We start from the raw sequence: 5,747 nt of genomic DNA on the forward strand, positions 1-5,747 counted from the left end.
GGCACCGGCTCCGTCGGCCGCGCGTCCGAGCGGCCCGCGTCCGCAGCAGCCGGGCAATGGCCCGCGCCGCGAAGGCGGCGCCAAGCCGGCCCCGCGCCTGACCCAGCCCAAGCGCTGAACCCTCGGCTGTCTGTCAGTTGCCGAGGGAGTCGGCACTCACAGACAGCCCGATTTGTATCCAATTGTCTGGCGGCTGGCGGGCTGGGCCCGCAAGCTGTCGCGTCTGGATACATCTCGAGCCGTCATGGGGCGTACCGTCGACGCCCGCCCATTCGACTCGAGAGACACACCCCATGGACAGCACCTGGCATACGGCCTGGCAAGGGCCGGACATCGTCGTTTTTCATGACGATGCCGAAGTCGACCGCTTCAAGGCCGCCGACGTTCAGCGCGTGATCTTCGTGCAGCACGGCAGCGGCGAGCACCTGGGCGACCTGTCGTACTCGGTGGTGGAGCTCCCCGATGAATTCCTGCTGCTGCCGGCGAACACCGGCTTTGCCGGGCGCGTGCACTTCGAGCGGCTGGCCTTCTGGGCCGACAAGCGCTGCATCTACTGGGGCCATGAATCGCACGCGCCGTTGCCCGGCCGGCTGCGCCGGGGCTTGCGCCTGCTGAAGCCCGCATTGCCGATCTTCGGACGAGTGCCGCGCGTCGACCTGGACGACTCGATCGCCCGCTGGACGCTGACCGGCCCGCAGACCTGGGACGAGCGCAAGTGGCAGCGGATCGCGTCGAGCCGGCCGTTTGCAACGGTGGTGGAGGCGGCGAAGCCGCGCTTGCGCGCCTGATCGCCGGCACCAGGGAGATTGCCCCCTCGATTCGACTCAAGTCGTGAGTCGGGTCGAAAGATTGTTGTACATTCAACATCAAATGTTGTTGAATGACCAACATGCCAAGCAGTCAAGCACGGGACAGGGGCGCATGAACGCCGAGCTCATGTCCGAACTCCTCGGAGGCGCCGGTCGCTACAAGGCGCTGCGCTGCCTTTTCGAGCATCCCGACAAGGGCTACGGGCCTCGTGAACTGGCCGCCGAAACCGGAGTGGACCCGGGCAATCTCTCGCGCTGGCTCCGCCGTTGGGCCGACATCGGCCTGCTTGAGCGACGCACGGGAAGCCGGCAGACGCTCTACGCCGCCTCGATGAGCCCCGCGCTCGCTCCATTGCGCGTGCTGCTCCAGCAGGACAACGAGATCGTCCGCGTGCTTCGCGAACGCCTGGCTGAACTCAACGCGCCGGTCGTCGCGGCAGCCGTGTTCGGTTCCACGGCCCGAGGCGAAGCCCAGACGGGCAGCGACATCGACCTGTTGCTCGTGACCGGTGCCTCCCGCCTGCAGGCCCAGGCGCACTTCAAGGCCGCCGGCCGCACGCTCGGACGCCCGGTCAACGTGCTGACCTTCACCGCGAACCAATGGGCTGAAGCGAAACGATCGGGAGATGAGTTCGTCGCAGAAGTCTTGCGCAACCCCGTCATCACACTCCAAGGAGAGTTGAATGCTGCGCACGGCTGAGGACTTCTACAACGAAGGGAGCAAGGTGTTCCACAGAGCACCTGTGAACCGCCAATCCATCCAAGGCTGGATCGGCATCAGCAAGGGCAAGATTGCCGACGCCCAGCGCAAGGAGAATTCAACGACAACCCGTCTGGGGGCCGCCTACGACGCCATCCTCAATCTCAGCCTGGCCATCCTGTCCTCGCGCGGCTGGCGAGCCGGCGCAGCGGAGGGACACCACCACGTGCAGACGCTCGAAGCAGCTTGCGCATACGCCGGTGTGACCCAGGCGGTCTTCGATCAGCTCGATGCCATTCGCGACCTGCGCAACAACCAGTACCAGGGCATCGAGCCCAGCGAAGGCGATGTAAAGCTCGCGTTGTCAGTCCTGGAGCGTCTGGTGCCTCAATTGMTGCATCTGCTGTCCTCCTAGACCCGCCCACAAAAAACCCGGCCTGAGCCGGGTTTCCTGTGCCTTGGGGCGCTGACGCCCGGAAAGCTGCCTGGATCTCAGGCGGCCTTCTTTTCAGCCTTGGCCTTCTTGGCCTTCTTGGTCGACTTCTTGTCGGCCTTCTTGGAGGCAGCGGCCGGAGCCGCTTCCTTGGCGGCCGGGGCTGCAGCGGCCGGAGCCGAAGCAGCTTGGGCGAACGCGCCCAGCGAGAAGGTGGCGGCGATCAGCGCGGCGATGAGTTTGTTCATAGGGGGCTCCTTTGCAAAGGTCGAGCAACACGCTCGGGAGGCACAACGGCGGTTCGAACACGCGCGTTGACGAAACGTCAGCGTTTATTTACGAAGAGCGCGTGATCGTGACATTCGTCAAGCCGCAGCACCGGGGTGACGCAGCCATCGATCGGTTCCAGCAGCGCCCACCAGTCGGCCAGGGTTCGGGTTAACACCAGGGCTGCCAGCGCATCGCGCAAGGCCAGCGACGCGGTGCTGCCGACCTCCAGCCCGAGCGACCAATGCTGGCCCGACCACTCGGGCCGCTCCAGCGCCACGCACAGGCGCTGCCAGAACGGCAGCTCCAACGCGCCGACCGCGAGGTGGCGGCCGTCGGCCGTGCGATAGACGCCGTAGCACGGCGCACCGCCGGACAGCAGGTCGCGGCCCGGCACCGGCGCCCGGCCGGTCTGCGCGACCACCAGGTCGGCCAGCACATGGTGGCGGCGCACTTCATGCGTCATCGAGATGTCGACGTGGCGCCCGGCGCCGCCGCGCTGCACCGCGAGCAACGCGGCGAGGATGCCCGCCACCGCGGCCTGCGTGCCGCCCATCAGGTCGCCGATCTGGAAGTTCGGCGCGACCGGCTCGCCGTCGGGCCCGGCGAGCTGGTGCAGCACGCCGGCCATTGCGATGTAGTTGATGTCGTGGCCGGCCCGCTGCGCCCACGGGCCGCTCTGGCCATAGCCGCTGATCGAGCACATCACGAGCCGCGGGTTGCGCGCCGACAGCATGGGCCAGCCGAGCCCGAACCGGGCCATCACGCCAGGCCGGAAGCCTTCGATCAGCACATCGGCACGCGCCACCTCGTCGAGCAATGCGGTGCGATCGGCCTCGTCGCGCAGGTCCAGCGTGCGCAGCGCCTTGCCCTCGTTCAGGCGGCGGAACATCAGCGCCGGCTCGCCGGCCGCACGCTCTGCGTCCGTGCGCCACAGCTCGCGCGCACCGTCCTGCTGGCCGGGCGGGCCTTCGATCTTCAGCACCTCGGCACCCAGGCGCTGCAGCTCCAGCGCCGCCAGCGGCCCGGGCAGCAGCCGCGTCAGGTCCAGCACCCGCACGCCGGCCAGCGGCGGCGGTGCCGGTGCCGGCACCTCGTTCAGAGGCTCACTCAAACTTTCCTTCGCGCATCCATTTCGTCGCGACCCACTTCTCGCCTTCGAGCACCGGCGCGCCGCCATGCAGCGTGCGCGTCATCGCGTGCGGCCGGTCGTAGCTGAAGAACACCGCATTGCCCTTGACCGGCGCGACCTCGAGGTTCACGTCGGGGAAGGTGGTGGCACCGCCGCGCGTCGGCGAGTTGAGGTACACCACCAGCGTGCCGACACGCTGGCCGCCGCGCTTCAGGATGGTCGGCGTGCCCGGCTGCGCCGGGTCGAAGTAGTCGTAGTGCGGCTTGTACTCGGCGCCCGGCTGGTAGCGCAGGATCTGCAGCCCCTCGCCATTGTCGAGCGGCCAGTTCAGCAGCTTCGCGATGCGCCCTTCGATGCGCTTGCACACGTCGTTCTCGCCGCGGCCGAAGAACATGCCCTCGCTGGTGCGCGCGACATTGACCTCGCTCGCACCGGTCGTCGTGACCACCGTCTCGGAGCGGGCGAGCCGCTGGCGCGCCAGCGCGACCAGTTCGTCGCACTCGGCCTCGGTCATCAGCCCGCCGAACACGACGACGCGCGGGTTGCGCATCGTCATCACGATCTTGACCTCATGCCCGTCGACCACCACCGAGCCGGGCGAATCGAGCAGGTCGGGCTCGGGCACGGGCACCGGCACCGGCAGGCCGTTCGCCTTCGCGTGGTCCTTCAGGAAGCCCTGCAGCGTGTCCTCGAGCGCCTCGATCGCGACGTCTTCGGTCCAGCCGCTGTCGATCATGGACTTCAGGACATCGTCCGGGCTGCGACCGGCCTTGGCCTGGTCGATGATCCATTGCCGCAGTTCGGGCGTGATGCTCTGCTTGGTCGTGCTGTTCATGGTGGGTTCAGCTCAGGTGTCGGCGAAAAACCAGCCGGTCGGGTTGCGACGCGGCGGGATCGAAACGGTAACCGTCGGCGTTGAATTTTTCCAGCCCCTTCGGGGTGGCGAGCTTCTTCTTGATCGCGTGCCGCGCCATCAGGCCGCGGGCGCGCTTGGCGAAGAAGCTGATGACCTTGTACTGGCCGTTCTTCCAGTCCTCGAACACGCACTCGACGACGCGGGCCTTCAGCACCTTGCGGCGCACCGCGCGGAAGTACTCGTTCGACGCGAGATTGACGATCACCGGGCTGGCATCGGCCGCGAGGCGCTCGTTCAGGTGCTCGGCCAGCGTGTCGCCCCAGTAGTCGTACAGCGTGGCGCCGCGCGGCGTCGGCAGGGCGGTGCCCATCTCGAGCCGGTACGGCTGCATGCGGTCGAGCGGCCGCAGCACGCCGTACAGGCCCGACAGGATGCACAGGTGGTCCTGCGCCCAGGCCAGCTCGGCGTCGCTCAGCGTCGGGGCCTTCAGGCCGTCGTAGACATCGCCGTCGAACGCGAGCGCGGCCGGGCGGCTGTTGGCGTCGGTGAAGCGCGGGCTCCACGCGGCATAGCGCTCGGCGTTGAGCGCCGACAGCGGCTCGGACAGGTGCATCAGCGCCGCGATGTCGGCGACCGAGTGCGTCTTCAGCACCTGGATCAGCTCCGCCGACCGGGGCAGGAAGGACGGCATCGTCGGCTCGTGCGCGGTGCGCAGCGGCGTGTCGTAGTCGAGGGTCTTGGCGGGCGAGAGCAGGAACAGCATGAAGCCGGAGCGCGGTGCGGAAGGAAACACGGGAACCCCGAACTCTATCGAATCGGCGTGCAACATCTGGTTTCCAGGTGTGCCCGCGGCTTCGGCGCGTCATCGGAAATCGCGACTTCTTGCCACCAATCCGCCTAACAAGGGCGTGTGATCGATCATCTTGACCGCCAGCAGGTGCATCACGTCGCCCTGCCGCTGCCACTGGCCGTAGACCGTCAGCAGCCGCGAAGCGAGCAAGGCCTGGCGCTGGGTCTCGAACACGCGCGGCCAGACGATGATGTTGACGGCGCCGGTCTCGTCTTCCAGCGTGACGAAGACCGTGCCCTTGGCGGTCTGCGGCCGCTGCCGGTGCGTGACCAGCCCGCTCGCGCGCGCCAGCCGGCCGTCGGGGTAGCCGCGCAGCACGGCCGCGGTCTGCACCTGGAAGGCCTCGAGCTGCGGGCGCAGCAGCGCGAGCGGGTGGCGCTTCAGCGTCAGCCCGAGCGCCTGGTAGTCGGCCACCGTCTCCTCGACCTCGGCCGGCGCGGGCAGCTGCAGCGCGGGCTCGTCGACGCGGGTGCGGCGCAGCATCGCGGTGGGCCGCGTGTCGATGCCGGCCACCGCCCAGGCGGCCTGGTGGCGGTGGCCGCTCAGGCTGTGCAGCGCATCGGCCTGCGCCAGCGACTGCAGCTCGTGGGCGTTCAGCTCGGCGCGCCGCGCCAGGTCTTCGGGGTTCGCGAAGGCGCCGCGCTCGCGGGCGGCCACGATGCGCTGCGCCGCCGCCTCAGGCAGGCCGCCGACGCGGTTC

At 68.6% G+C, this 5,747-nt stretch carries 8 protein-coding genes; 3 read left to right on the forward strand and 5 right to left on the reverse strand.

What is annotated here, in order from left to right:
• Window positions 1-293 precede the first annotated feature (293 nt).
• From AC1D01_RS18060 to AC1D01_RS18070, 3 genes are all read left to right on the forward strand, one after another.
• Window positions 294-788: a hypothetical protein gene (locus AC1D01_RS18060; protein ID WP_477868645.1), complete on the forward strand. Its 495-nt coding sequence runs from the start codon at window positions 294-296 to the stop codon at window positions 786-788.
• Window positions 789-921: 133 nt separating this feature from the next.
• The gene (locus tag AC1D01_RS18065) at window positions 922-1,509 is read left to right on the forward strand and encodes a nucleotidyltransferase domain-containing protein (RefSeq protein WP_477868647.1); all 588 of its coding nucleotides are present in this window, start codon (window positions 922-924) and stop codon (window positions 1,507-1,509) included.
• A complete protein-coding gene (locus tag AC1D01_RS18070; protein WP_477868649.1) occupies window positions 1,493-1,924 on the forward strand; it encodes a hypothetical protein in 432 nt (143 codons plus the stop codon). The genes AC1D01_RS18065 and AC1D01_RS18070 overlap by 17 nt, the downstream gene beginning before the upstream one ends.
• Before the next feature lie 77 nt (window positions 1,925-2,001).
• Here the strand turns inward: AC1D01_RS18070 and AC1D01_RS18075 are convergent, their stop codons facing one another.
• The 5 genes from AC1D01_RS18075 to AC1D01_RS18095 all read right to left on the reverse strand — a co-directional run.
• Window positions 2,002-2,190 carry a hypothetical protein gene (locus tag AC1D01_RS18075; protein WP_047584921.1) on the reverse strand — a complete coding sequence of 63 codons (189 nt, stop codon included), beginning with the start codon at window positions 2,188-2,190 and terminating at the stop codon, window positions 2,002-2,004.
• A 77-nt stretch (window positions 2,191-2,267) separates the two neighbouring features.
• Window positions 2,268-3,323, reverse strand: a complete 1,056-nt coding sequence (locus tag AC1D01_RS18080) for a CaiB/BaiF CoA transferase family protein (protein WP_477868651.1) — start codon at window positions 3,321-3,323, stop codon at window positions 2,268-2,270.
• On the reverse strand, window positions 3,316-4,176 hold the full coding sequence (locus AC1D01_RS18085) for a 2OG-Fe(II) oxygenase (RefSeq protein ID WP_477868653.1): 861 nt from the start codon (window positions 4,174-4,176) through the stop codon (window positions 3,316-3,318). Before AC1D01_RS18085 ends, AC1D01_RS18080 begins: the two co-directional genes overlap by 8 nt.
• Window positions 4,177-4,183: 7 nt before the next feature.
• Window positions 4,184-4,960 (reverse strand): peroxide stress protein YaaA, encoded by a 777-nt coding sequence (gene yaaA / locus AC1D01_RS18090; protein ID WP_477868655.1) that lies wholly within the window; start codon window positions 4,958-4,960, stop codon window positions 4,184-4,186.
• Between the two features lie 99 nt (window positions 4,961-5,059).
• On the reverse strand, window positions 5,060-5,747 hold a 688-nt coding region (locus AC1D01_RS18095), incomplete at its 5' end, for a helix-hairpin-helix domain-containing protein (protein ID WP_477868657.1).

It is taken from the genome of Rhizobacter sp. P3_B12 (assembly GCF_056402895.1).